22 protein-coding genes are annotated in these 26,533 nt (G+C 45.3%); 9 read left to right on the forward strand and 13 right to left on the reverse strand.

Annotation, left to right across the window (positions count from 1 at the left end; genetic code table 11):
- Positions 1-2 precede the first annotated feature (2 nt).
- Positions 3-749 (forward strand): RluA family pseudouridine synthase, encoded by a 747-nt coding sequence (locus tag ACYVE4_RS15495; protein WP_461041066.1) that lies wholly within the window; start codon positions 3-5, stop codon positions 747-749.
- A 744-nt stretch (positions 750-1,493) separates the two neighbouring features.
- Here the strand turns inward: ACYVE4_RS15495 and ACYVE4_RS15500 are convergent.
- From ACYVE4_RS15500 to ACYVE4_RS15510, 3 genes are all read right to left on the reverse strand, one after another.
- Positions 1,494-2,711, reverse strand: coding sequence for a pyridoxal phosphate-dependent aminotransferase (locus ACYVE4_RS15500; RefSeq protein ID WP_461041067.1), 1,218 nt, complete (start codon positions 2,709-2,711; stop codon positions 1,494-1,496).
- A gap of 77 nt (positions 2,712-2,788) precedes the next feature.
- Positions 2,789-3,268, reverse strand: coding sequence for a 2-amino-4-hydroxy-6-hydroxymethyldihydropteridine diphosphokinase (gene folK / locus ACYVE4_RS15505; protein ID WP_461041068.1), 480 nt, complete (start codon positions 3,266-3,268; stop codon positions 2,789-2,791).
- 51 nt (positions 3,269-3,319) lie between these two features.
- Entirely contained in the window at positions 3,320-4,324 is a 1,005-nt protein-coding gene (locus ACYVE4_RS15510; RefSeq protein WP_461041069.1) for a formylglycine-generating enzyme family protein, read from the reverse strand.
- A gap of 121 nt (positions 4,325-4,445) precedes the next feature.
- Here ACYVE4_RS15510 and ACYVE4_RS15515 point away from each other — a divergent pair, with 121 nt between their 5' ends.
- Positions 4,446-6,341, forward strand: coding sequence for an ABC-F family ATP-binding cassette domain-containing protein (locus ACYVE4_RS15515; RefSeq protein ID WP_461041070.1), 1,896 nt, complete (start codon positions 4,446-4,448; stop codon positions 6,339-6,341).
- A gap of 97 nt (positions 6,342-6,438) precedes the next feature.
- Entirely contained in the window at positions 6,439-7,110 is a 672-nt protein-coding gene (locus ACYVE4_RS15520) for a DedA family protein (protein WP_461041071.1), read from the forward strand.
- A 126-nt stretch (positions 7,111-7,236) separates the two neighbouring features.
- Here the strand turns inward: ACYVE4_RS15520 and ACYVE4_RS15525 are convergent, their stop codons facing one another.
- A complete protein-coding gene (locus tag ACYVE4_RS15525; protein ID WP_461041072.1) occupies positions 7,237-7,719 on the reverse strand; it encodes a MarR family winged helix-turn-helix transcriptional regulator in 483 nt (160 codons plus the stop codon).
- Positions 7,720-7,896: 177 nt separating this feature from the next.
- Here ACYVE4_RS15525 and ACYVE4_RS15530 point away from each other — a divergent pair, with 177 nt between their 5' ends.
- From ACYVE4_RS15530 to ACYVE4_RS15545, 4 genes are all read left to right on the forward strand, one after another.
- Entirely contained in the window at positions 7,897-9,009 is a 1,113-nt protein-coding gene (locus tag ACYVE4_RS15530) for an HlyD family secretion protein (protein WP_461041073.1), read from the forward strand.
- Positions 9,010-9,016: 7 nt separating this feature from the next.
- On the forward strand, positions 9,017-10,597 hold the full coding sequence (locus ACYVE4_RS15535; RefSeq protein ID WP_461041074.1) for a DHA2 family efflux MFS transporter permease subunit: 1,581 nt from the start codon (positions 9,017-9,019) through the stop codon (positions 10,595-10,597).
- Positions 10,598-10,691: 94 nt separating this feature from the next.
- Entirely contained in the window at positions 10,692-12,026 is a 1,335-nt protein-coding gene (locus ACYVE4_RS15540) for a TolC family protein (RefSeq protein ID WP_461041075.1), read from the forward strand.
- A gap of 101 nt (positions 12,027-12,127) precedes the next feature.
- Positions 12,128-12,358, forward strand: a complete 231-nt coding sequence (locus ACYVE4_RS15545; RefSeq protein ID WP_461041076.1) for an acyl carrier protein — start codon at positions 12,128-12,130, stop codon at positions 12,356-12,358.
- Positions 12,359-12,533: 175 nt separating this feature from the next.
- On the opposite strand, the gene ACYVE4_RS15550 is transcribed toward ACYVE4_RS15545, so the two are convergent.
- Positions 12,534-13,289, reverse strand: a complete 756-nt coding sequence (locus tag ACYVE4_RS15550; RefSeq protein WP_461041077.1) for a methyltransferase domain-containing protein — start codon at positions 13,287-13,289, stop codon at positions 12,534-12,536.
- 308 nt (positions 13,290-13,597) lie between these two features.
- On the opposite strand from ACYVE4_RS15550, the gene ACYVE4_RS15555 reads away from it, so the two are divergent.
- On the forward strand, positions 13,598-14,020 hold the full coding sequence (locus ACYVE4_RS15555; RefSeq protein ID WP_461041078.1) for an EamA family transporter: 423 nt from the start codon (positions 13,598-13,600) through the stop codon (positions 14,018-14,020).
- A gap of 73 nt (positions 14,021-14,093) precedes the next feature.
- Here the strand turns inward: ACYVE4_RS15555 and ACYVE4_RS15560 are convergent, their stop codons facing one another.
- The 5 genes from ACYVE4_RS15560 to ACYVE4_RS15580 form a co-directional block, all read right to left on the reverse strand.
- Complete coding sequence (locus tag ACYVE4_RS15560; protein WP_461041079.1) at positions 14,094-14,804, reverse strand: 2-phosphosulfolactate phosphatase; 711 nt, start codon at positions 14,802-14,804, stop codon at positions 14,094-14,096.
- A 111-nt stretch (positions 14,805-14,915) separates the two neighbouring features.
- Complete coding sequence (gcvT, locus tag ACYVE4_RS15565) at positions 14,916-16,007, reverse strand: glycine cleavage system aminomethyltransferase GcvT (RefSeq protein ID WP_461041080.1); 1,092 nt, start codon at positions 16,005-16,007, stop codon at positions 14,916-14,918.
- Positions 16,008-16,189: 182 nt separating this feature from the next.
- Entirely contained in the window at positions 16,190-17,641 is a 1,452-nt protein-coding gene (locus tag ACYVE4_RS15570; protein ID WP_461041081.1) for a TonB family protein, read from the reverse strand.
- Positions 17,642-17,711: 70 nt separating this feature from the next.
- A complete protein-coding gene (locus tag ACYVE4_RS15575) occupies positions 17,712-18,359 on the reverse strand; it encodes a deoxyribose-phosphate aldolase (protein WP_461041082.1) in 648 nt (215 codons plus the stop codon).
- Positions 18,360-18,450: 91 nt separating this feature from the next.
- Complete coding sequence (locus tag ACYVE4_RS15580; RefSeq protein WP_461041083.1) at positions 18,451-20,292, reverse strand: pseudouridine synthase; 1,842 nt, start codon at positions 20,290-20,292, stop codon at positions 18,451-18,453.
- A gap of 282 nt (positions 20,293-20,574) precedes the next feature.
- On the opposite strand from ACYVE4_RS15580, the gene ACYVE4_RS15585 reads away from it, so the two are divergent.
- Entirely contained in the window at positions 20,575-22,593 is a 2,019-nt protein-coding gene (locus tag ACYVE4_RS15585; RefSeq protein ID WP_461041084.1) for an acetoacetate--CoA ligase, read from the forward strand.
- An 11-nt stretch (positions 22,594-22,604) separates the two neighbouring features.
- Here the strand turns inward: ACYVE4_RS15585 and ACYVE4_RS15590 are convergent, their stop codons facing one another.
- The 3 genes from ACYVE4_RS15590 to ACYVE4_RS15600 form a co-directional block, all read right to left on the reverse strand.
- Positions 22,605-23,156, reverse strand: coding sequence for an RNA polymerase sigma factor (locus ACYVE4_RS15590; RefSeq protein WP_461041085.1), 552 nt, complete (start codon positions 23,154-23,156; stop codon positions 22,605-22,607).
- A gap of 341 nt (positions 23,157-23,497) precedes the next feature.
- Positions 23,498-25,933, reverse strand: a complete 2,436-nt coding sequence (locus tag ACYVE4_RS15595) for a 3-hydroxyacyl-CoA dehydrogenase/enoyl-CoA hydratase family protein (protein WP_461041086.1) — start codon at positions 25,931-25,933, stop codon at positions 23,498-23,500.
- Positions 25,934-25,993: 60 nt separating this feature from the next.
- The gene (locus tag ACYVE4_RS15600; protein ID WP_461041087.1) at positions 25,994-26,464 is read right to left on the reverse strand and encodes a MarR family winged helix-turn-helix transcriptional regulator; all 471 of its coding nucleotides are present in this window, start codon (positions 26,462-26,464) and stop codon (positions 25,994-25,996) included.
- Positions 26,465-26,533: the final 69 nt, after the last annotated feature.

Below are 26,533 nucleotides of genomic sequence, written 5' to 3' on the forward strand. Positions count from 1 at the left end.
CAATGAAAAAGAAACCATATCAGGTTGTTTACGAAGATAATCACCTGCTAATTGTCAATAAAGATCCGGGTATACTCGTTCAGGGTGATCGCACGGGCGATATCACGCTCCTGGACGTTCTAAAGGATTATATCAAAGAAAAATACAACAAACCTGGCGAAGTTTTTCTGGGTTTAGTCCACCGACTTGATAGGCCGGTAAGTGGCCTTGTCGTTTTTGCCCGAACCTCGAAAGCACTCGAACGCATGAATGAAATTTTCAGGAAACGTCAGGTACAAAAGACTTACTGGGCAGTAGTTCGCCACAAACCGCCAAAGAATGCGGATAAGCTGGTTAACTGGTTGGTGAAAGATGAGCAAAAGAATCAGGTAACCGCTTACGATTACGAAGTTGCCAACTCACAGAAAGCAGAGCTATCGTATCGAGTTTTGGGTAGAATTAATGAACATTATCTGCTGGAGGTAAACCCTATTACTGGACGACCGCATCAAATTCGGTCGCAGCTGGCTCACATGGGTTGCCCGATTCGGGGTGATGTAAAATATGGCTATGACCGGGCCGTCGCTGACAAAAAGATTTATCTACACGCACGTCGGCTTTATTTCATCCATCCGGTAAAACAAGCCGGAGCGCCAGATCGGCCTCTTATTTGTAAGGCAGGTCTACCTAATGATCCATTTTGGGAGGAATTTCTGGAATTGGATGACGAAAATTACAAGGATAAAAACATGGACTTCATTTTCGAGTAATACAAGATGACGTATTAACCAGAAAAGTAAAGGGCCGCAGATTCTGATCCCCAGAAAATGCGGCCCTTTGCATTAGTCTCTATTTATTATCCCATCCTACTTACATCAGTAAGCAGTTAAGGTTCGGTTATAGTAGTTGATGTTGCCGTTGGCTCTGAAGGCGCAACATCCAAAATAATCTGTTCCATCACACGCTCTATCATCTGTACGATTCCACGCAAAGCCCCGAAGATGATACATAACGGTAGAATTATGGGCAGGAAAAAGACCCATTGAAAGATCATGTATAATCGAAAATTTCTCATTGGCTTAATAAAAAATTTACAAGATTAAGGTTACGGTTAGGATCACCCAAACAACTTATGAAGTCAATCCAAGTTACTATTCCATCGATATTCAAAATTAAACTTGCCTTAGTACAAAAACAAGGGTATTTTAAAAATGTTTACCGCTGAATAGCGTCTAAATCAACTTTTACTCAAAAAATCATTGGATTTTTCCTAATGTAATTTACCTATACTCAATTTTGATGCCAATCTCCTTAATGTTACTCAAATATAATATTTTTATAGCTAAAGCTTACATTAAAATCCAATTTTATAACATAGCTTTTGTTGCCATTGATTATCAGCCACTTCCGCATATTCAGCTGCCAAAACCCAGTTTAATCAATTTAAGCTATTAAGCTAATATACAAACAGGCGACCGTATAGCCGCCTGTTTGTATATTAGTTTTCTTTATTTCTAGTTTAATGTGGCAACGGCATCCTTGATGCGTTGTACCGCTTCAACAAGCGATTCGTCAGATGCAGCCGTTGAAATCCGTAAGCAGTCAGGCGCACCGAATCCAGAACCAGCAACAGTTGCTACAAATGCCTTATTGAGGAGCCAAAGCGCAAAATCATCCGAATTTTCGATCGTCGTTGTTCCGTCAGATTTACCATAATAGTAGCTAATATCCGGGAAAGCATAGAAAGCACCTTCAGGTATATTCGTTCGGAAGTGCGGTACTTCTTTCAATAATTTCACTACTAAATCCCGACGACGGTGATAGGCTTTGGTCATCTCCATAGATGGCTCCAATGGACCAGTCAAGGCGGCAACCGTTGCTTTCTGGGCAATTGAGTTTGTACCTGACGTAACTTGTCCCTGTAGTTTCTCGACTCCGTCAGCAATCCATTTAGCAGCGCCGATGTAGCCAATACGCCAGCCCGTCATAGCAAATCCTTTCGCTACGCCATTCACCGTAATCACGCGCTCAGCAATTTCCGGAATCGAGCCGATACTGAAATGACCTTCGGGTGTAAAGTTGATGTATTCATAGATTTCATCAGCCAACACATAAATGTTGTCATGACGAGCCACTACGTCGGCAATAGCGCGTAACTCGGCTTCGGAATAGATCGAGCCAGTCGGGTTATTCGGCGACGCATACATCACGATCTTCGTCCGATCTGTAATGGCTGCTTCGAATTGCTCCGGCGTTACTTTGAAGTTATTTTCAAACGAGCCATCCACTACAACCGCTTTCCCTTCAGCGAGTTTCACCATTTCGGAGTAACTAACCCAGTAAGGCGAGAAAATAATGACTTCATCACCTGGGTTAATCAGTACCTGAATGACATTCGCCAGCGAGTGCTTGGCCCCGGTTGAAACGACGATATTTTCGGGTTTCCAGTCAATATTATTGTCGCGCTTGAATTTATCAGCAATAGCTTTGCGAAGATCGGGATAACCGGCAACAGGCGAATAGCCGTGGAATCCATCATCAATGGCTTTCTTGGCGGCTTCGCAAATGTGCTGTGGGGTTTTGAAATCCGGCTCTCCAACGCTCAGGCTAATTACTTTGTGGCCCTGAGCAGCCAATTCACGGGCTTTCTTGGTCATCGCCAGCGTGGACGATTCCTCCAGCGCGTTGATGCGGTCGGCTAATAAACTCACGGTGTCAAGCGTGGCAGACATAATTCTTGTGTTTTTTGATAAACTGATAACAAACTGACCGCAAAGGTACTACGTTTTCAGCGCAGGGGCGATATTATTTAGAAATTAAAAATCGTTACTTCACTCTTATCCTCACAGTCTGCCAATAATTCAAGTGATGTTTTCTGCAGAGTAGGGTGGACAAAGTCTGGTGCAACTTCAGCTAACGGCACTAGAGTAAAGCGTCGTAGATGCAGAAATGGATGAGGAATCGTTAGTTTATCCGTTTGCAGAATGAGTTGATCGTAATACAGAATATCAATATCAATTAACCGAGCGCCCCATTTTTCCAATCGAACCCGCCCTAAGTCTTCTTCTGTTTGTTGCGTTTGGCGAAGCACTTCTAACGGTTCCAGATTTGTTTCAACGACCAGAACCTGATTCAAAAAAGATGGCTGATCGATAACACCCCAAGGTGCCGTTTCATACAAGTTGGATTGCTGAACCACCAACCCAACTCGTTCATCAATCAGCCTAATTGCCCGATTCAACGTTTGCAAACGGTCTCCGAGGTTAGCCCCGAGGAGGATAATTAGCATATATGATGGATGAAATAGGGGTACGCCCAACGCATGAGCGACCATACCTTCTTAATAATCTTTTATCACTTTAATATCGTAGTATGCTTTAATTTCTTCTTCGCTGGGTGTTTTAGCCGGTCGTACAATGCGGAAACCAACGAACGAAGCGGATGTCAGCCACCAATCCGATTTTGGACTTTGTGGATCGAGTATCTTCCAGGCTGGGGCCGAAGGCGTTCGAGCAGCGGAGCGAAGTACGCCCGGTTCATCGTCCCAAGAACCTCCACGTACTGAATTCGGATAAAGTGTTGTCGTGGGTGCGTAAGGCTCTTTTACTTTTCCACTGGCAACCTGTTTGTAATAATCTTCAATGTATTGATCTTTCGTCCATTCCATTACGTTTCCGTGCATATCGTATAGCCCAAATGGATTTGGTTTCTTGGTACCTACTTGCTTGTAGCCCCCTCCGCTATTGCCATTGAATACTGCGTATTCACCCAGCTTTTTCACATCAGCCCCAAATGAATAGGGTGTGTTGGTATTAGCACGACAAGCGTATTCCCATTCGGCTTCGGTTGGCAGTCGATAAAAAATACCTGTCTTCGCATAAAGCCAGGCGCAAAACTTAATGGCTGCATACTGAGTCATATTGATGGCCGGATACCCCGCCCGACCCATTCCAAAGGACATGTCTACATAAGGCGGACTCGGACGTGTGGTTGCATCTGTTTTTGCCAGATTCGCGTCCGTCTGTGTGTACTTAGCCGCCATCTCCTTCTCCATATTCGTGAAGGCAAACAAATCGTAAAGATCCCACGTGATTTCGTATTTGCCCATGTAAAAAGGCTCAATCGTTACACTATGCTGAGGTCCTTCGTCTGGATTACGGCCTTTCTCTGTAGCCGGACTGCCCATTAGAAATTTTCCGCCCGGAATAGCTACCATTGCATAGGTCTGATTGCTTCCTGGAACGACCTGAGTATAGGACTTAAACTCGGTAGAAGTCTGGGCTTTGGTTAGCGTGATTGCCCCAATTGTTAATAGGAACGTTGTCAGGAGATGTTTAGAAGACATTTTTGGTTATATCGACATGAAGGAACAGCATTGAATGGTAAAAGTACGAACGATTTTCTTTGTTGTACCTTTGTGCTTTCATACCTGCAAGGTTTAAACACTTTACAGGTTTTTCAAATATATGAATTACCTATCAGCCGAAAATTTAACGAAGTCCTACGGTGACCGCTTTCTGTTCAAAAATTTAACCTTTGGAGTAAACCGAGGTGACAAAGTGGCAATTGTTGGTGCCAATGGTTCGGGCAAAACCACTCTCCTATCTATTTTAGCCGGAGCTGTTCCACCTGATTCAGGTATTGTCAGCCATCGAAAAGACATTACAATTGGCTACCTCGATCAGCAGCCTGATCTGAACGACGCACTTACGGTTATGGAAGTCGTACTGGCGGGCGAGAGCGCCCAGCTCGATGCAGTTCGGGCTTATGAACTGGCGCTGGCCCACGACGACCATGCGGCTCTCGAACGAGCGATGGTCGATATGGAAAAACTTGAAGCCTGGGATTACGAAACGCAAATCCGTCAGATTCTGGGGGAATTGGGGATTCATAATGTTGAGCAATTGGTAGGGTCACTCTCAGGGGGGCAACGAAAACGGGTGGCATTGGCGCGAGTTCTCATCCAGAATCCAGACTTGTTAATTCTGGACGAGCCCACAAACCACCTCGATCTCGAAGCTATCGAATACCTCGAAAACTTCCTGAATACGAATAATGGGACATTATTAATGGTTTCGCACGACCGCTATTTTCTGGATCGAGTGTGTAATCAGATTGCTGAACTTGATGGTGGTCAGCTTTATACGTACAAAGGCAATTACGCTTATTTCCTGGAGAAAAAAGACGAGCGGGAAACGGCGGCAGCTTCAGAATTAGCCAAAGATCGAAATACGTTCCGACGCGAACTCGAATGGATGCGCCGACAGCCTAAAGCGAGAGGCACCAAAGCACAGTATCGCATTGATGCGTTTGAAGACTTAAAAGAAAAAACGAGTGGCAAGCGCAATGATGGTGAACTCGACCTGAATCTGCGAATGACTCGGCTAGGCAGCAAGATTCTCGAAGTTGAAAACCTAAGCAAACGATTTGGCGATAACGTATTGCTCGACCATTTCAATTATACCTTTAAGCGGTTCGACCGGGTGGGATTAATCGGCAAGAATGGGATGGGCAAAACCACGCTGATGAACATGTTGACGGGCCAACTTCGTCCTGATTCGGGTAAAATCGTAACGGGTGGAACGGTCAAATTCGGGTATTACACACAAAGCGAGCTCGATCTACCCGAAAATCAACGGGTCATTGATGTCGTACAGGATGTAGCCGAAGTTATGAAAGTGGCCAATGGCGATACGGTTACTGCGACCCAATTACTGAGTCGTTTCTTATTTGATCGGGCGAAACAATACGACTATGTATCGAAATTAAGTGGGGGCGAAAAACGGCGGTTACAGTTGCTTCTAGTTTTGGTCCAAAATCCAAATTTCCTGATTCTGGACGAGCCCACAAATGACCTTGACATTACGACCCTTAACGTATTGGAAGAGTTTTTGCTCAATTTTTCGGGATGCGTCCTCATTGTGACCCACGACCGCTATTTTATGGATCGACTTGTGGATCACGTTTTTGTGCTGGAAGGTGAAGGTAAAGTTCGCGACTTTCCGGGCAACTACACCGACTATCGCGAATGGCGGGATGCGCAACCCAAGAAATCGATTTCACAAAATGATAAACCGGCGCAGAGTGCGTCGAAGAACCAAACTCCGACAACTGTAGTTTCTTCCGCAACAAACTCAACAAGTAATACCAGGAAGAAACTGTCTTTCAAGGAAATTCGCGAATACGAAACGCTGGAAAAAGAAATCGAATCATTGGAGCAACGAAAGACCGAAGTGGTGGGTCTTCTTAATATGGGCGGACATCATGAGCAACTAACAGCCTGGGCCCGCGAAATTGAGCAGATCGACCAACAGATCGCCGAAAAATCAGACCGCTGGCTGGAGCTGGCGGAATACATTTAATTGCAAATGAGTGATGAACGATAAGTGATGAGTGATAAGTAAGCTGACGCATATTATTCATCACTCATCACTTATCGCTTATCACTCATTACTCACCATGGATCAGATTATTGAGTTTTTCAGGTATTTACTTAATTCCGAGGAAGTAATCCGAACAGGTGGACTTGTTTTGGTCACTCTCATTATTTTCGTTGAGAACGGTATTTTTTTCGGTTTTTTCCTCCCCGGCGATTACCTGCTGTTTCTATCGGGCGTATTTGCCGGAACAAAACTTCTGAATGTACCGATTAGCTTGTTACTGATCTGTATTTTTGGTGCAGCCGTTCTGGGTTCTCTAACAGGCTATCTAACAGGTTATTATTTCGGCGCCAGGATTAAGAATAGGCCCGATTCGCTCTTTTTTAAACAGAAATACATTGATAATACACGCGATGCATTCATGCGTTATGGTAATAGTGCCTTAATTGTGTCCCGATTTCTACCAGTTGTTCGCACGTTTGCACCTTTACTGGCGGGGCTCATTCACATGCCTTTCCAATACTTTATGCTCTATAATATTGTGGGAGGTGCAATCTGGGTGATTACGCTAGTAGGGGGTGGTTTCTACTTCGGTGAGCGGTTCCCCTGGATTGTGGATTACGTACAGTATATTATTATTTTCTTCCTGGCTATTACCACATTTACCGTTGTTAAAGGTTATTTAAACGCTCGGAAAGTAAATACCAAAACAGCTCTGACGCAGAAAGAACAGGGAAAACAAAGCGAATAACTTTCCACAAATCCGCTCCTAAGGCAGTATGTTTTAGATATTCTGGCTATATGGAAACAACAAAGCCGACCACTTATAGTCGGTTTGTATCGTTTAAACGGACGGAAATCGTACTTTCCCGTAAAATCATAAGTCTTCTTTTTCCAGTTCTGTAACGAGCTTAGACATTGTCTCAATCACCTGCTCCATACGTTCATGGCCTACAATTTTATCGAACTTACCGCGCGCTTCCTGCATACAGCCCTCAAGCGCAACAAATAACTCTTTACCCCGCTCATTGAGGAAAATGATGCTGGAACGAGAATCATTCGGATTTTTCCGTGTATAGATGTAGCCTTTTTCTTCCAACAGCCCGACAATTTTACTCATCATCTGCTTCGTAACGCAGGCTTTTTTAGCTAATTCATTATTCGTAGTCCCGTGTTCTTCAATGTTTGATAAGAACATCAGGTAGCTCATTTTAAAATCGGTATAGCCAAGCGCGTGCAAACGAGGCTCAATATAGCTAGCTGTAAATCGTTTGAGCCGCCAGAATAAACGCCCGACTGATCGCTCCCGGATCAGCTTAAATTGGTTAAAATCAAAGGAATTCTTATCTATTTTCATCATGATGAAAGCAAAATAGAAAAATCTGAAACGATTCTGATCAAAATATTGTACAAATTTAGTCAACCTGCTTGACTTTATAGTCAACTCAGTTTACTTTTGCCAACAATAGTCAAACATGTTGACTAATTTATTAGTTCTCACACGCTTATCCCAATTGCCTAAAACATTAATGAATCTATGGCAACTCTCACTCAGCAAATGGCAGCAACAGAAGAAAAAAGCGGAATTCGTGCTTACTTACCCCGCATTATTATTGCTATCGTGCTTTTAGTCGGTGGTTATTTTGGCTACCAGGCTTATCGTCACGGACAACAATATGAATCAACCGACAACGCTCAAATCGAAGGCAACTCAGCTCCAGTACTGGCTCGGGTAGCTGGTTATGTTACCGCTGTTAACGTAGATGACTATGCTGTGGTTAAACAAGGCCAGCAGCTGGTCACTATCGATCCTCAGGAATATGATGTGGCCTTGTCTCAGGCCGACGCTGATTATCAGCAATCGCTGGCGGATCTCGCCAATGCACAGGCAGATTTACAGAATGCCCAGGCTAACGCTCGTAATGTAGCGCAGAATGCTCGCGTAGCTCAATCAACTGCTCAAGTTCAGGCTGCTCGTCGCGATAAAGCGCAGCAGGATCTACAACGCGATCAGAACCTTTACAAAGAACAGTCGCTGACCAAAAAGCAACTGGAAGACTCGCAAAACAATGCGGAAGTACAAGGGCGTCAGTACGAAGCGAATGTAGAGCAAATCAATCTGGCGAAAACCTCACAGGCCGTGGCACAGGCAGGTATTGCAAAAGCACAGGCGAACATTCAGAAGATTCAGGCGATGCTGAAAGTGAAACAGGCCGTTATCGACAATGCTAAATTGAAAGTCGGTTACGCACACATCGCAGCACCAATTGCTGGCAAGATCGGCCGGAAAAATGTAGTGGTTGGTCAGTACGTACAGCCAGGACAGAATCTGTTTACAATTGTAGCTGATTCTACCTTCTGGGTAGTGGCCAACTTTAAGGAAACTCAGCTCGAAAAAATGCAGCTTGGCCAAGAGGTTGATATTAAACTAGATGCCTACCCTGACCTCGACATCAAAGGCCGCGTAACATCGCTCTCGGAAGCTACAGGTGCCCGTTTTGCTCTCCTTCCTGCTGATAATGCATCGGGTAACTTCGTAAAAATCACCCAACGTGTACCGGTTAAAATTGAAATCCTCAATCCGGAAAAATACAAAAATCAATTGCGTGCAGGCTTAAGCGTAGACGCTGAAGTTCGGGTCGCAAATTAATAGGCACATGGCACAACAAAGTGGATTTGGTCGCTGGATCGTGGTTGTTACTGCGGTATCGGCCGCAATCATGGAGCTGATTGACACATCGATTGTCAATGTTGGCCTGAACGATATAGCCGGAAATCTCGGCGCCACGATTGAAGATGTAGCCTGGGTAGTGACCTCGTATGCCGTTGCAAACGTCATTGTTATTCCTATGACGAGTTTTTTGCAACGGTATTTCGGTCGAAAAAACTACTACATCGCTTCTATTATTTTATTCACGCTGGCGTCCTACGGCTGTGGATTTGCGAGTGATTTATGGACGCTTGTTTTCTTCCGTTTCCTGCAAGGTGTAGGTGGTGGCGCTCTGCTATCGACCTCGCAAGGGTTGATGTATGACGCTTTCCCGCCTTCGCAACGGGCTGTGGCATCGGCTCTATTTGGCATGGGAATCGTATTGGGCCCAACATTAGGGCCAACGCTGGGTGGTTATATCATCGATAATTATCACTGGAGCTGGATGTTCTATATCAACGTTCCAATTGGCATTATTGCGGTTATGCTTAGCATAGCCTTCATTGAAAAGAAAGAAGACGAGGTCAATATTGATCGAAAAAGTATTCATATCGATCAGATTGGGATTCTATTACTGGCGGTTGGTATTGGCGCTTTGCAATACGTACTGGAGCGCGGTGAAGCCGACGACTGGTTCGATGATAAAGTAATTCTGTGGTTAACTGTAGCCGCAGCCTTAGCCATTCCGGCCTTTATCTGGTGGGAATTACGCGGTACTAAAGCGCCAGTTGTGGATTTGCGAGTGATGAAAAATACAAACCTCGCAATTGGATCAATTCTGGTTGTCGTGGTAGGTTACGGGCTATTTACGTCTGTTTTGCTTTATCCGCTCTTTGCCCAACGTGTGGTTGGCTTAACAGCTACGCAAACGGGTAAATTACTGATTCCTGGTGGGTTAGTCACGCTGCCAATGTTCGCGATTACAGGTCGACTATTGGCCAAAGGTGTCTCGCCCAGAATCATTGCTAGTTTAGGATATGTTGCTTTCGCTGCGTTCTGTTTTATCATGTCGACCTATAACATGAATGCGTCGAACGGTGATTTTATTACAGCGCTCATCATTCGGGGGATCGGTCTGGCCTTTTTGAACGTACCGCTCATTAATCAGTCAGTTTCTACGTTGGAGCCTCGCCAAATGCCAACCGGCATCGCAATTGTCAACATGATGCGGCAAATTGGGGGCGCTTTCGGCGTTGCAATCACCAATACGTACGTGACACAACGAACAGCAGTTCACCGGGGCGATTTAGTTTCAAATCTGCAACCGGGTGAAATGCTTACTACCGAGCGTCTCAATACGATGACTCAAGCCTTAGTCGCCAGAGGAGTCAACGCGCTCGATGCCATGACAGGAGCCTACAAGAATCTGGATCAAATCATTTCAAGACAGGCCTTAATGATCTCGTACTTAGATACATTTAGGCTGGCAGGCTTGTTTTTTCTGGTCTCCTTTCCTCTGTTGTTTCTACTGAAAAACAAAAAAATGGACGCGGCAGCAGCCAAAGCAGTCGCTGATTCAGCACACTGATTAAGTGTATGGTTAGACCGTTTCATGTTCAGCATTTCAATCCGGTATTGACTAAAACTGGAGCCTTGAACACGAAACCAGAAACTTAAAAAACATGAATAACAAACTTCTTATACTTTCTTTCTGCCTATCAATTGGTGTTGCCCAGGCGCAAAGCCAGTCAGGACAGCTTCCCGACGATCTGCGGACGCTGATTCAGCAGGCAAATAATAATTATCCCGTTCTGAAACAGCAACAACAGCAAATCCAGGCGAGTGATCTGCGAACCGATATTGCCCGGTCGTCACTGAAACCAACTGTGTCAGGAAATGCTACGTATCAGTATCTGACTCCGGTAGCCCAGGCAACATTGCCAGTGGATGGCGTTAACCGGACACTGCAATTTCAACCCAATCATAATGTCAATGCCTACGTTGGAATTGGGCAAACCATTTACGACTGGGGCCGTACGAAAGCGGCTGTCCAGCAAGCAGCCGACAATTCGCAGGTGTTACGCCGGTCGATGGAAACCACGCAGCAAACGCTGGCTTATCAGGTAGCGGCAGCCTATTATGGGGTTGGGTTTCTGCAACGGAGCTTAGCGGTTCAGGATTCGGTCATTCGGACAGCAGGTGCCAACGTTCAATTGCTGGTTACCCGATTGCAAAATGGCGATGCCTTGCAATATGACGTGCTGACGCAACAAGTACGGGTAAAAACAGCCCAGAACCGCAAAATTGAGATTCAAAACCAACTGGAGCGACAGTTGGCTCTGCTTACGTATTTGACAGGAAATCCGAATCCAGATGCTAATCAGGCCGTGAAGCAGTTTGATCTTGAAACCGCTGGGAATAATGTAACTACGCAGCCTTATACCCTGGCTAACGATACGCAGTCTGGATTGGCAAGTAATAAGGATGTGCAGTTGGCCCAGGATCGGATTCGGCAAGCCGAAACGGATATTCTAGTCAGTAATCTGGCAGGTCGTCCCAATCTTAGTTTCTCTGGATCAGCCGGTTATCGAAATGGTTATCTACCAGAAATCAATACCCCAAAATTCAATATTGCTGCTGGTGTTACGTTAGCTGTACCGATCTATTCGGGCAATCGGAATAAACTGCAAAATCAGGTGGCCCAATTGAATCTGAATGCTAGCCGCTATGCGCTTGATAACGCCAATGCACAGGTTCGGCAAAATATTGCACTGTTGAATGCAGATATTCGTAGTAATCTGACTCGCCTGGAAAACCTCGAAACACAGGTCTTACAGTCGAAAAAAGCGCTCCAGATTGCCAACGCTCGTTTACGAAATGGGGTCATAACGAATGTTGAACTGCAAAGTGCAGAAACAGGTGTAGAAGAAGCTGAACTAGGTCGCTTAAACTTCCAATACCAATTGTTACTCAATCAGTTAGAACTGAAGCGTTTGCTGGGCGAAACCCTGCTATAAAATTAAAGTGTGTTAAATTTTTAAAAATCCACATACTAAACTGCCTTAAAAATCTCTTTTATAAGCGTATAGTAGGTTGGAACTTAACAAAGGAGCATGTTATGAAAGAACGAGTTATTGACATTCTGAAACAATTCGGCGTGAACGAATCCGCCATTACGGAACAAACCCATTTCTCCCGTGATCTAGGTTTAGATAGCCTCGATAGTGTTGATCTGATTATGCAATTGGAACAGGAATTTGGTATCCGCATCCCCGATGAGGACCATCCAAAGCTGGTTACCATGAAGGGTGTACTGAGTTATCTGGAAGCCGAACAAGCAATTGCATAACTTCAGCCTATACTTCTCTATATTATCGACATACCAGGCTGTACCTTCTCTTTCACCGTATTAAAAATCCCCAATGGATGTCGGTTAGGCATCTATTGGGGATTTTTAAGCTCCTATTGATTTTAGGCTAATTGCCTGAGATAACCAGTCTTCAACGAGCCAGATCTAAGCTATTTTACCAAATAATTACATTAACTGGCTGATCAGGCTGGTCAGTTTTTTTGAAAACAATGTGTATGCAGTCGCGTAATGAAGATCTGAATTGCTTCAGGAAATTTCGCAAAGGAGAGGTTTCGTAGAAATCAGATAGGGTGATATTTGTTACCTCGAAACCCGTCTTTGCGGCATATTCGGAAAGTTCAGCGGTTGTGTATTCCCGAAAATGGCCAGGATTATTGAGAGTAATACGGATCTTTTCAAAAGGATTTCGGCCCATCAACATACCGATTCGTTGATTTAAGCAAACTCCATTTGGCGTTCCGATAAGCAGATGTCCTCCAGGCTTCATTATTTTCCGAATAAAACCCAAAAAGTATTCAGGAGCCGTGTATAGGTGCTCAAACACCTCCGCCATAACTACAATATCATGTTGAGGACAATCGGGCCATTTCTCCTGATAAGGACTATCGTTTAGGTCAAAGGTAAAATGTTCGTTCGCACTGCCTGCTGGCACAATCCTTTCCACATTTTTCCAGCCCAATGTGTTTATCACCACTGAAGGGCCCAGAGCTTGCCGAAATAGTGTTGTTTGGAAATGGGGCCCAATATCCATTATCGAAACGGATTTGTCAGGATAACCATGATTAGTTGCCAGACGTATTACCTCTTCAGTCAGGTAAGAGAATCGCTTCCGATGAAACTTGAGATACACAATTTCGGCAGGCTCAAGCGATTGTTCCCAGTCTAAGAACAGATCAGTAGTGGATTGCATAATAGTGTATAAATTGATTGATAAAGCCGTTTTACAACAATGGAATTATAAATCTGGCACTGTACCAGAAAAGTGTAACTGATTAATATTCAGCAGAAAATGCTCAGATTTTGACGTAGGCTTTCTAAAATTTCGATACTAACTAGTTGGAAAGTAAAACAGGCATTTTTTTTATAGTCTGATACTATATTTTTATTATCTGGTATATGTTGTGGCCGTGAAATCGAGAGTTTTAGAAAAACCTTTCATTATTTCAAATCATTTCGGTTCCCATTTCACTTAATAGATTATATCTAGTCGTCTGCCTTATGTGGATTGTTTTTGCGCTGTCAGCCGCTTTAACGGCAGCTACTGTTGTTACGCTATCAAAACTGGGCATCAAACATGTTGATTCAAGCCTGGCCTTTGCTATTCAGTCGATTATGATTTTTTTGGTATCGTGGAGTGTTGTCATCTTTCAGGGGAATCTCTCTGACATAGCTACAATCGACCGGCGATCCTGGGCTTTTCTGGTGGGCGCGGGTGTACTTACCTGCGTTTCGTCGCTGCTATCGTTTTATGCCTTAAAGATTGGGAATGCAGGGCAAGTATCTCCCTTGACGAACACGTCATTAGTGTTCGCAGTTATTTTAGCTACCGTTTTTTTAAAGGAAAAAATTAACTGGCAGATTATCCTCGGAGCGGTATTGATGGGCGTTGGGGCCGTCTTGATTGCGGTTGCTAAAAAGTAATTTTTACAAATAAAAATGACTATGAACCTGGAGTCCATAGTCATTTTTATTTGTTCTGAGAATATCCTGAAAATTACACTTCCATACTCACAAGCGCATTTCCCCGTAATACGGGAACTACATCGTATAAGTCGTGCTGAAGGCAATAGGGAATATCTTTCTGAATACCTAATCGCTGAAGTCGTCGGATGTGGGATGCATTGGACATGTAGGCTACCAGGTTATCTTTTCCCTGCACATATAGTCGCCAGGCCATAATCGCACTGTCTTCAGCCATGGCGTAGCTGTCTTTCAAACGATCGACCAAAGCCCCAGCAAAGAGCGTATCTTCCAAATTAACCCGGCCTTTCCAGCCTGCACAGAGTACCATCACATCGTAGCCTTCTGTTTTCAGATACCGGACAATAGCGTCTAGATTCAAAAATGACCCAACCAGCACTTTCACCGCCGACCGGGATTTTGTGATGGCAAACGTTCCATTCGTGGTAGTCATGGCGATATTGGCGCCCCGGATGCGTTCGTCCATGTAGGTAAACGGTGAGTTATCCAGTTCAAACCCCTCGACTTTTCGGGCATTTCGTTCGGCAGCAGCCAGATAGCCTCTATCCTGTAATTCCCGACATTCTTCTACCGTAGCTACCGGAATAATGCTGTTGACACCATACGCAAAAGCCGTTACCATGCACGAAGTAGCCCGAAAAACATCCGCTACCACCACAATCGTATTTTCGATGGTATGCAGTTGCAATAAATCGGGCGTTAAGCAAACATCAATTTGTTTCATATTAGCTGAACCGGGATTTACCAGATTGATGGATTAACCAGATTTTGTTTTTGCATCGCAGAAACGCTTATCTACAAAATCGGGTTAATCCGTCAATCCGTTAAATCCCGGTTATTTTTTCACGAAAGGAAGTTTAACGACCTGAGCTTTTAAGAACCGGTCGCGGACTTTGACGAAGATTTCGGTGCCGGGTTTGCTGAATGCGGTTTGCACATAACCCAGGCCAATACCCTTACTCAATACAGGCGATTGCGTACCCGACGTTACTTCGCCGATAAGATTGTTGTCGGCATCGGCTAATTCATAATGGCCACGAGGAACACCTCGATCAATCAACTCGAAGCCAACTAATTTGCGGGGAACGCCTTTTTCTTTCTGAGCTTTTAATACATCGGCATCGATGAAGTCGTGAGTGAATTTTGTCACCCAGCCAAGACCGGCTTCAATGGGCGATGTCTCGTCGGTGATGTCGTTGCCGTAAAGATTATAGCCCATTTCCAGACGCAAGGTATCGCGGGCGCCAAGGCCAATAGGTTTAATTCCAAATGGCTCACCCGCTTTCATAATGGCGTTCCAGACAGCTTCAGCCTGGTGGTTAGATACATAAATTTCAAAACCGCCCGCACCTGTGTAGCCTGTTGCGGATATGATGACATTAGCACAACCCGCAAAATCCGTTTTCTCAAAGGTGTAATAACCCATCGACTCAAGATCGGCATTGGTGAGCGGCTGTAACGCTTTGGCAGCCAATGGTCCCTGCACGGCAAACAGGCACGTCCCATCCGAAATATTCGTCAAGGTAACGTCGTAGTCTGACGCGTACTGACTGATCCAGTTCCAGTCTTTTTCAATGTTCGACGCATTGACTACGAGCATATATTCCAGATCGCTGATCCGGTAAATAACCAAGTCGTCGACAATGCCTCCACGACCGTTGGGCAGGTAGCTATATTGCACTTTACCATCGAATAAAACGCTCGCATCATTGGCCGAGACACGCTGAATCAGGGCCAGCGCTCCTTCACCTTTGAGGACGAATTCGCCCATGTGTGAGACGTCGAAAATCCCGACACCATTGCGAACCGTATTGTGTTCGTCGAGATCTGAGGTATAACGAACGGGCATCTCGTAGCCCGCAAACGGCACGAGTTTCGCGCCTAATTGCTGATGAATGTGATGGAGAGGAACTTGCTTGAGCGACATTTGCGCGGAGGTTATCCGGCAAATTTACAAACAGTTCACGGGTTTCAACCCTTCTTTCTACAATTCGATGGAATTGCCCTGGTAGCAGCTAAACAAAAATCTATACATCAGTAAGATACGTCAGAGCGGTTTTGGTAGCCGAATATTTAGATTCTGTTATTAAATTCTGGATTATACAACGATCAGTACAGCGAAAAATTAATCGGCAGATTATATTTCACCCGAACATTCTGCCCACGTTGCGTACCCGGTTGCCATTTACCGCTCATCTTTTTGACGACGCGCATAGCCTCTTCGTTTACGTCAGGACGTATGCCTTTTAGTATTTCGTAGTCGCATAGTGTCCCATCTTCGCAGACAACAAAACTCACAAAAACTTTCCCCTGAACTCCAGCTCGTTGAGCACTAACAGGATACTGAAGATTCTCGGACAGAAACTGGCCTAAACCAGTCATACCACCTTTAAATTCAGGCATTTTTTCCGGAGTGGTATACCGAACTGTATCTGCATTACCTATGCAAGATTTACCACCCTGGCAGATACCTTTCTCGTAATACTCTTCGTAGAAAAAGGATTTATCGGCATAGTTACCAATCCAGGTGCCTTGTTTTAGTCCATTTTCATAAGCACCCTGTTCCGTAAATAGTGTCTCATTTAAGCTGACACGCGATTTTACGTTTGTCTGATGAACAGCCTTCCCTGACCCGTTTTTGACTAATTGATTGCCATCTTTATCCCACATTCCGGCAATTTGGTCGGGTCTGGGCGGATTAGGTGATACCGGCTTATAACTGGTTCGAACGTAATGAATCTGGCCGTTTGGGTGCCAGGATGTATTGACAAAGCGATCCTCAAATTCTTCACTTTTTTCGTCAACAATACCGTTTGGATAGTAAGTCAGTGCTGTACCAATCCGCTTTCCATTCTCGTAGTACATCTGTTCCCTAAGATCTCCAGCCTCATCCACGGCAATTAGTTGACCTTCCCATTGCAAAATCGCGTTCTGATAACCAATCAGTTGAACATCTTTCCCATCTGAACTTTTGTAAGCATGCTCTTTATGCCGTAACGCCAAGCGGGAATATTCTTTCCAGGAAGAGCCTTTAAGCCGATAAACGACGACATCACCGGCGGGTAAACCAAGTGAATCCAAGGGATTAATCTGTTTGTACAACGCCTGCGTACTATCCTTTACTGGCTTTTGTTCGGAATCGTAGTAAGTTACTTTGGCCCCGTTTATATACAGGAAAGGCTCATTACGGGCAAACGTAATGGGAACCGTGATTTGCTGTCGAACAGCTTTACCATTTTTCTGAGCCGGCTTCCAGGCATTATAGAGTCGGAATACTCGCAACGCTTCTTTGTCACAGTCGGGTTGAAAACCTTGTATGACCTTAGGGTTCGATAGTCGTCCGTCTGTTTCTACAACGCCCGTCAGCATCACACGCCCACCTGTTCCCGTTGCCTCAATCGGCATGGGCTTCCGGAGATTTGCCGCCATAAACGTACTCAAATAGGCTTGGCCGCCACGCGGTTCGGCAGCACTATCGACTTCAAAAACTTGGTAAGGGGTTTCCTGCGCAATGGCTGAAAGGCCGCAAAAAAGGGAGATGAATAGAAATAAGCGATTCATAAGGTTGACGGATTGGATGTAGCAGATGCTAAACTAACGCAAAGCGTTGCTCCTGTCAACATTCCTTATGTTAAATTGTATGGGGCAATTGTCGCAATGATATACGCTCGACACCAGCTTTGATTAGGGCTTCGAGTTGTTCCTCGCTGGCTCCGTCGGCTACAATCTTCACCCCTAGCGACTTAGGAACCTGTTGTCGAAATTCGATAGCCGCCTGTAACGAAAATTCTGTTGGGAAAGCTCCGCTGACATTTTTTATTAAATCAGCACCCGCATCGGCAGCCAGCTTGATCATTTTCAGAAGCTGCTCTTGATTCAATAAACTTGACTCCAGAATGACCGTGAGAAACTTCTCCTGCGCATGAACCATGGCAACCAGTTTCGCCAGTTCAATTTTGAGCCAGACGGACGTAGGCGAAAACAAGGCCGACGTGTTCAGAACCACTTCAATTTCACTCGCTCCATCTTTCAACGCCCATTCTACTTCTGCCTGTTTAGCTTCAGTGCGCTGATACCCATATGGATAGCCAACAACTGTAGAAAGAATAGCTGGGTGATTATCCCCTAATTCCCGACGGAACTTCTTCATCCAAAACGGCGCGACCGTTATGCCCGCCATACCTAACTGGCTCACCTCATCAAGCACCTCATACTGCTCATTGATTGTCACGCCAGGGTGCAGCAACGTCCGTTCGATATAAGGGAAGAGGTGGTTCATAAGCTTTAATTGTGAATGAGTGAATGATAGACTGAGCGATAGAAGCTGTTGCAAATTTTATTCACTCAGTCTATCATTCACTCATTCACAATTAATTAAAGTATTTCAACTTCACGACCTCTTTCGGATCGAGGAAGCGCCACTTGCCACGGGGCAGCTCTTTTTTGGTAAGACCAGCGTAGGTTGTGCGGTCCAGCTTGGTCACTTCGTAGCCGAAATGTTCGAATAGCCGACGAACAATCCGGTTACGGCCTGAGTGAATCTCAATACCAACTACCTGTGCATCAGGCGTAACAATACTTAGCGCATCCGGTTTGATCGGCCCGTCTTCCAGATCAAGTCCTTTTTTGATTGCTTCGAAATGTTCATCCGTAATCGGTTTGTCGATCTCAACCTGATAGATTTTACGGATATTATTCGACGGATGCGTCAGTTTGTCAGCCAGTTCACCGTCGTTGGTCAGCAGAAGTAAACCCGTTGTATTCCGGTCTAAACGACCTACGGGATACATACGGAAATTACCAGCGTCAGCCACCAGTTCCATTACCGTTCTGCGCTCTTCCGGGTCGTCAGTTGTGGTAATGTAATCCTTGGGTTTGTTCAGCAAAACGTACACAAAGCGCTCTGGATTCAGTACTTTGGTACCGTATTTAACGGTATCGCCATCTTTTACTTTATAGCCCATTTCGGTAACAACTTTGCCATTTACCGAAATATCACCTCGGGCAATGAGTTCATCAGCTTCCCGACGCGAGCAAACGCCCGAATTGGCGATGTACCGATTCAGCCGAGTCAGTCCGGGCCCATCGGTAGGCTCAGCGGCTTTCCGTTTGGGTTTCTCATCCGAATGCTCACCACGGGTTTTTGCGGGACGCTCTCGACGGAATGACGTATTCTGGCGAGCCTGCTCCAGATCATAGTTTGGGGCTTTGGTGTATTTACCCGTACGGCGTTCACCCGATTCTTTACGTTGCTGCCCCGAAAAACGCGAAGTTTCATCGTCCCGATTCCATGCTTCTTTATTACTAGCACGTGGTTTTTTATCGCGCGATTCATCGTCACGAAGCCGATTTTTCGGACGATCCTGTTCATCGCGATTAAAATCGCCAGCACGTTTAAATTGAGGTTTCTCGTCGCGGAAAGGCCGATCTCCCCGATCGCGCCTGAAACCTGGTCGGTCGTTATTGCTCCGATCTGAAAAACGACCGTTTTTTGGGCGATCTCCATCACCAGAACGATCTTTTTCATTTCGCCAGGCTGGCCGACTCTCGCGACGTTCGCCATCGCGTGGTCCGCCGAAACGCGGTTTATCTTCTCGATTAAAACGCGGACGCTCTTCGTTACTGTCATCTCGACGGAAACGCGGCTTATTATCTGATTCATCCCGAAACCGTCGTTCACTGCCAAAACGATCTGTATTTCGCTCAACGTGAGATGGACGGTTGCGATTCTCGTCTCGATTAACATTAGGTTTTCGCTCACCTGAATCGCCTGAGCGATCATTGAACCGGCGATTCCCTAATTCGCCTTCCCGACGATCAGGGCGATTATTGCCAAAACTTGGTTTATCATCGCGCGATTTAAAGGCAGGTCGCTCATTCGAATCGCGATCAAAACGCGGACGGCGGTCACTAAATTCATCTCGGTTTCCCCGCTCAAAACGCGGTTTATCTTCCCGATTAAAACGTGGTTTGCTGTCACTACGTCGATCACTGAAGCGATTTTCGTCTCGATTTCCTCGGTTATTATCGCGTGGGACAGGTTTTTCGCTGTGATCCCGATTGGAGCGGGGTTTGTCATCCCGGTTAAAGCGTGGTCGGTCGCCATCCTGGCTCCGATTAAAACGTGGGGCGTCATCCCGACGGCCAACTGAACGATTTCCGTTTCGGTTTGATCCGAAATCGCGGTCGTTCTGTTCTGAATCCTGATTCATGGAAAAATACAGTAAATCGCCTTTTTAGAAATTATAATCTGCACTGACAATCAGTGCGCTGTTTGAGATTGGTTAAAAAGGGGTTACAAATTTAATACTTTTCAAGATAACCCCTTCATGCTCTTTTTTCTGCAACGCTTTTTATTCCAAAAACAATCCAGCGCAGCCAATAGTCGTTAGTCGATAGTCAGTCAATCGATAGATCATTTGTTTATTGACTGATCGCTCCGGCGCCCGACGCAATGGCGGATCGTGACTATTGGCTATCGACTAACAACTACAATGCCCAACCCACCTCTGACACCCCTCTACACGCCCGACCGGCGAAGCATGGAGCAATCGCTGATGAAACGATACATGGATTGGCTTTTCATTAAAAAGGGTCTGTATTTCCGGGATTATAACGACCTGTGGGATTGGTCGGTAACCGATCTGGAAGCATTTTGGGAAAGTATCTGGCAGTTTTTTGAGGTACAAAGTCATACCCCTTACCGGCAAATCATTTTCCGGCCAAGTCAAACGGATATGGTTGGGATTGAGTGGTTTTCGGGAGCAACACTGAATTATGCCGAACATATTTTTCGTCATAAACCGACGCAGCGATCTGCAGATAGACCGGCACTTCTCTTTGCCTCAGAACGTCAGTCGTTAACCGCTTTATCGTGGGATTCTCTGGAGCGTCAAGTAGCATCTGTTGCAGCTCATCTACGTCAACAAGGTGTCGAAACTGGCGATCGTGTTGTGGCGGTTTTGCCCAATACGCCTGAATCAGTTGTGGCGTTTCTGGCGGTAAATTCGCTTGGAGCAGTCTGGTCAAGTTGCTCACCGGATTTTGGTACGGGCAGTATACTGGATCGGTTTCAGCAAATTGAACCCAAGGTGTTAATTGCTACCGATGGTTATCAATACAATGGCAAGCTTATTGATAAACAAGATGCGATTATTGATTTAGTCTCACAATTACCTTCGCTCCGGGAAGTTATCTGGATACCTTGTTTACAACCGGAAAACGCTGGTTCATTCGATCTATTAACCGATCAATCGTTCGGATTGACTGCCACATTTACAAGCTGGCAATATGTGTTAGAGACGCCATCACCCGAGGGGTTGTACTTTGAACCAGTTCCGTTTAACCATCCAATCTGGATATTGTACTCGTCGGGCACAACCGGCAAACCCAAAGCCATTACGCACAGTGTAGGCGGCTGCCTGCTCGAACACATGAAAGCTCTCGCATTGCATCAGGATGTACGGGTTGGGGAACGCTATTTCTGGTACTCGACAACGGGCTGGATGATGTGGAATTATGCGATTGGTTCTCTGTTAGTTGGAGCCACACTGGTTCTTTACGATGGCGCAGCCAGTTACCCAACACTGAACCGGTTATGGGATCTGGCAGAAATGGCACAAATAGCTCATTTTGGTGGAGGAGCTGCCTACTATTTAGCCTGTTTACGAGCAGATCTTTCTCCCATTCATACAAATAAGCTTTCTCATTTACGGTCTATTGGCTCAACGGGCTCGCCTTTACCGCCTGAGGGTTTCCGCTGGATTTATACCTCAGTAAAATCCAATGTCTGGCTGATTTCACTAAGTGGCGGTACCGATGTATGCAGTGCATTTGTTGGTGGCAATCCGTTACTTCCCGTTTACGAAGGTGAAATTCAATGCCGAATGCTAGGGGCAAGTGTTGAAGCCGTTGACGAACAAGCCAGACCTGTGCGGGATGGACTCGGCGAAATGGTGATTTTGGAACCTATGCCTTCGATGCCCATCTATTTCTGGAACGATCTTAACAATACCCGCTATCGAAACAGCTATTTTAACGAATACCCCGGCATTTGGCGACACGGCGATTACATTGAAATTACCCCGCGAAATGGCGTTATCATTTATGGTCGATCTGATGCAACCCTAAATCGTGATGGCATTCGAATCGGCACGAGTGAAATTTACAGTGCGGTAGAGAGTTTACCCGAAATTGCCGATAGCCTGATTGTTGGCCTAGAACAACCGGGCGGACGCTATTTCATGCCTTTGTTTGTGGTGCTGAATGAAGGCTTCTCTCTGACCGACGAACTGGTAAAACGAATCAAACAAACACTCCGAACTCAGTTTAGCCCCCGTCATGTACCCGATGCGATCTATCCAATCCAGGAAGTTCCCTATACGATCAGTGGCAAAAAGCTGGAAACGCCCATCAAGAAAATTTTATCGGGCATGAACGCATCTCTGGCTACCAGCCGGGATACACTCCGAAATCCGGCTTCGCTAGAGCAATTCACAGAGTTTTCCCACTAAAAAACGGTTTCTTATTGATTACACAGTTTTGAGTAGAGACGCTCCACTTTGTCACGGCTACGCTTCAGACGCATTTTAACGGTACTAGGATTCAGTCTATAGAGTTCGGCAATTGAATGAATGCTTAGATTCTCTTCGTATTTGAGCTGAAGCAAGGCTCGTTCTTTTACTGAAAGGGTGCTTAAAGCCCGATTGATTAGCTGTAAGGCTTCTTCGTTTAGCTGACTTTCCTGCGGTTCGGGAATGTTTGGATTAGGCTCCTCTTCAGCCGTAATAAAATTCATCCGCTTGGCTAGTCGAAGTTGATCAGAGCAATAATTGTAGGAAATTGCGTAGAGCCAGGTTGAAAAACTTGACCGCTCCTGAAAGGCATCCAGTCGGTTAAATACTTTCAGGAAGATGTCGTGGGTGTAGTCCTCTGCTTTTAAGGGGTCTTTCGTCATAGACAAGCACCGCCTGTATACTTTGTGGACGTATCGATTGTAGAGAGTCCCAAAACAGTGCTCGGGCTGATTCGTCAGGTACTGACGAATCATGTCCTCATCGCTGATAAGGTCAGTCATTTGCATTAAGAAATTTATTATATGGGTTAGGGCATAAAGCCACTGAAAAGTTAATGCAAAACCTCGTCAGTATAGGCAAAATATATTAAATGGTGGGTCAGATTGATTATATGTAAAATCACCTCACTATAATCCAAAAATCGAATACTACTACTAACCCAAATAAACTATTTAGATACAAATTGATGTATATACTATCTCAAAAAACTGTAGTACTTTCTGTGTTAGAATCAACCAAATTTAGTATACGGGGTATTTCGTTTTGCCTATATCTTATATAAAAAAATACACCAGCCAATCCGAAAGTAGCTGGTGTACATTTGTATCGAGTGCTGGTTTGCCTAATTCCGAAGTGGTTTTCCGCCCGTCAATAAGCTCTGAATTCGCTCAAGAGTTTTCTTTTCGCCAGTCAGTGAGAGAAATGCTTCGCGCTCCAGATCAAGTAAATATTGTTCTGAAACGTTTTGCGGTGTACTTAAATCTCCTCCGCAAATTACGTAGGCCAGTTTATCCGCAATTTTCCGGTCGTGATCGGAAATATAGCGGCCCATATGCATGGCCGTAATTCCGGCTTTAAACAAGGCAATACCTGTTTTACCCTGTACCTTAATATCCCTTCTGGGCTTAGGTTGTGTGTAGCCATTTTCAGCCAGTTCGATAGCCGCCTGTTTGGCTTCGGCCAATAACCGACTACGGTTCAATACAATCTGATCAGTCGAGCGCAAGTAATTCATTTCGCGAGCTTCCTGCGCTGATGTTGAAACCTTAGCCGTAGCAATATTCATGAACACATTTTGCAGTATGTTCAATTCAGGATCGCCGGTTTGATAAAGATCGGATGCACGAGCGGCCATTTCTTTCGTACCACCACCCGCCGGAATCAGACCAACACCCACTTCAACCAATCCAATGTAGCTTTCTGCATGAGCAACAACGCGATCAGCATGGAGTACAGCTTCACAACCACCACCAAGTGTAAGGGTATGTGGAGCAACAATAACTGGAATCGCCGAGTAGCGAAGACGAGTGATCAATTTCTGGAATTGCGCAATCATCAGGTTTACTTCGTCGAATTCCTGCTCAACGGCAAACATAAACAGCGTGGCCAGATTCGCGCCAGCCGAAAACGCTTCCGTCGAATCGTTTCCAACAACCAGTCCTCGGAAGTCTTTCTCTGCCAGTGCAATACCTTTGTTCAACGCTTCCGAAACTTCCTGCCCAAACGTATTCATTTTACTACGAAATTCTACGTTCAGAATACCGTCGCCCAAGTCAACAATAGTAGCGCCCGCATTTTTCCAGACGATATTATTGCTGAGGTTTTCCAGAATGGTAAATGCTTCCGAACCCGGAATAACCTTGTAGCTTTTCGTTGAAATGTCGTAGTACTTCCGTTTGCCATTTTCAACTTTATAGAACGATTCGAATCCTGCATCAAGCATGTCGTAAACCCATTGAGCAGGTTTCTGACCAAGCGACTCGATGAGTTCAACGCCTTTCTTTACACCAATAGCATCCCAGGTTTCGAAAAGTCCCATTTGCCAACCGAATCCAGCCGTAATGGCGGCATCGATCCGGTAGAGTTCATCCGAAATTTCAGGGATTCGATAGGTTGCGTATCGGAATCCATCGGCAAACGTCTTCCGGTAAAACTCACCCGCTTTATCTTTTCCAGCGATCAATACCGGAAAACGATTTTTTAGATTTTCAATCGCTTTGGTACTTTCCAGTGTCGCGAATTTTACCTTTTCCGACGGCTTGTATTCGTACGTTTTCAGGTCGAGTGCCAGAATCTGCGTCTGTCCCTTGTCGTCTTTTATCTTTTTATAATAGCCCTGACCTGTTTTATCGCCAAGCCACTTATTCTCCATCAATTTCTTTACGGAGTCTGGTAACTCAAACGACGTACGCGACTCATCGTGTTCCATTTTTACCAGATTTCCGGCAACGTTAACCGTCGTATCCAGCCCGACCACATCCGATAATCGGAACGTCCCCGATTTTGGGCGACCTACCACCGGCCCCGTGAGTTTATCGACTTCTTCAACCGTCAACCCCAATTCCTCGGCTACGCGAATAGTCTGAATCAGCGATTGTATGCCCAGTCGGTTGGCAATAAAACCGGGCGTGTCTTTACATAACACAGTCGTTTTTCCAAGATACAGATCGCCATAGTTCATCAGGAAATCAACAACAGCATGATCGGTATCAGGACCAGGAATTATTTCGAGTAACCGTAAATAACGGGGTGGATTGAAGAAGTGGGTTCCGCAGAAATGCCGACGAAAATCTTCGCTACGACCTTCTACCAACAGATGCATCGGAATGCCCGATGTATTGGATGTAATCAACGTTCCCGGTTTACGAAATTGCTCAACACGCTCATAGACAGACCGTTTTATATCCAGTCGCTCTACAACTACTTCGATGACCCAATCATACGTCGCAATGTCTTTCAGATTATCGTCGAAGTTTCCCAGCTTGATTCGATCAGCAAACTTCGGGCTGTAAAGCGACGCCGGACTAGCTTTCAGCATGGTCTGAAACGCATCGTTCACAATGCGGTTGCGCACCACCGGACTAGTTACTGTTAAGCCTTTAGCCTGTTCAGCTTCATTAGGTTCTTTGGGAACAATATCCAGCAATAATACATCGACACCGATATTGGCAAAATGAGCGGCAATACGTGAGCCCATAATACCGGAACCCAGCACGGCCACACGCCGGATCGTACGATTTTTAGTTTGGCTTTTGGGTTTTTCTAAGGTTGCTTCCATGGTTCTGTCCAGTCAATAGAATGATGAGACACTCATCCGTTTTATTGTCTTAATAAGGGATTAGTCTAGTGATAATTCTTCGGGTTCAGTTGTTTTGATTCGGGCGTTTTCCTCTTCAACCATCTGAATAATATCTTTCATCACGTCGAAAAAGGTAACTAGCTTATCGAGCGGGATTTTCTCACGGATCATGTTATTGAACAGAATAACGCCATCGCGGGCCATCTCACGCTTGGCTTTTCCTTCATCGGTGAGGTAAATCCGGACAAATCGTTTGTCGGCCTCGTCAACTTCCCGACGAATCAGTCCACGTTCTTCCAGGTTTTTCAGCATTCTGACCAGCGAACGGGGCTCCATGCCCAGCATTGGGCCAATTTTGGTGGCTGGGGTTCCTTCTTCCAGATCGATATTCAGCAGCACATAGCCAATCGCCATCGTAATGTCGAAGCGAGCTGCGTAGGCATTGTACATGCGTGATATGGCATGCCAACCCCATTTTATATGAAAATCAACGGTTTTTTCCTTCTTCATGGCAGGTGTCGTCCTTTCTCCTGGACGTAAATCTACCAATTTTCCCACAAATAGTATGCATGCATAATA

Source organism: Spirosoma harenae (genome assembly GCF_054776975.1).